The sequence below is a fragment of the Acidocella sp. MX-AZ02 genome (assembly GCF_000306035.1).
Lineage (GTDB): Bacteria > Pseudomonadota > Alphaproteobacteria > Acetobacterales > Acetobacteraceae > Acidocella > Acidocella facilis.
The window spans coordinates 1-222 of the sequence record NZ_JH976289.1 but is presented as its reverse complement, the minus strand read 5'-3'; the positions used below and the strand labels follow the sequence as shown (position 1 = coordinate 222).

Annotated in this window: 1 protein-coding gene; it reads right to left on the bottom strand. The window is 54.1% G+C overall.

Annotated features, from left to right (window positions below):
• Positions 1–222 (bottom strand): IS3 family transposase (locus MXAZACID_RS17550; protein ID WP_008495958.1); only part of this gene is annotated, 222 nt, incomplete at both ends.

The following is a 222-nucleotide window of genomic DNA, read 5'->3' as shown; positions in this document are numbered from 1 at the left end:
GCCCATGTTGGGGCGCTCGTTGTTATAAGTCCAGAGCCATTTTGTGGCGTGGTGTTGCGCCTCCTCGATACTTTCAATGATGTGCTGGTCGAGCCACTCATGCCGCACGGTCCTGTTATAGCGCTCGACATAGGCATTCTGCTGGGGCTTACCCGGCTGAATATGGCGGATGCTGATCTTCAACTTCTCAGCCCATGCGAGCAGCTTTCCGCTGATATATTC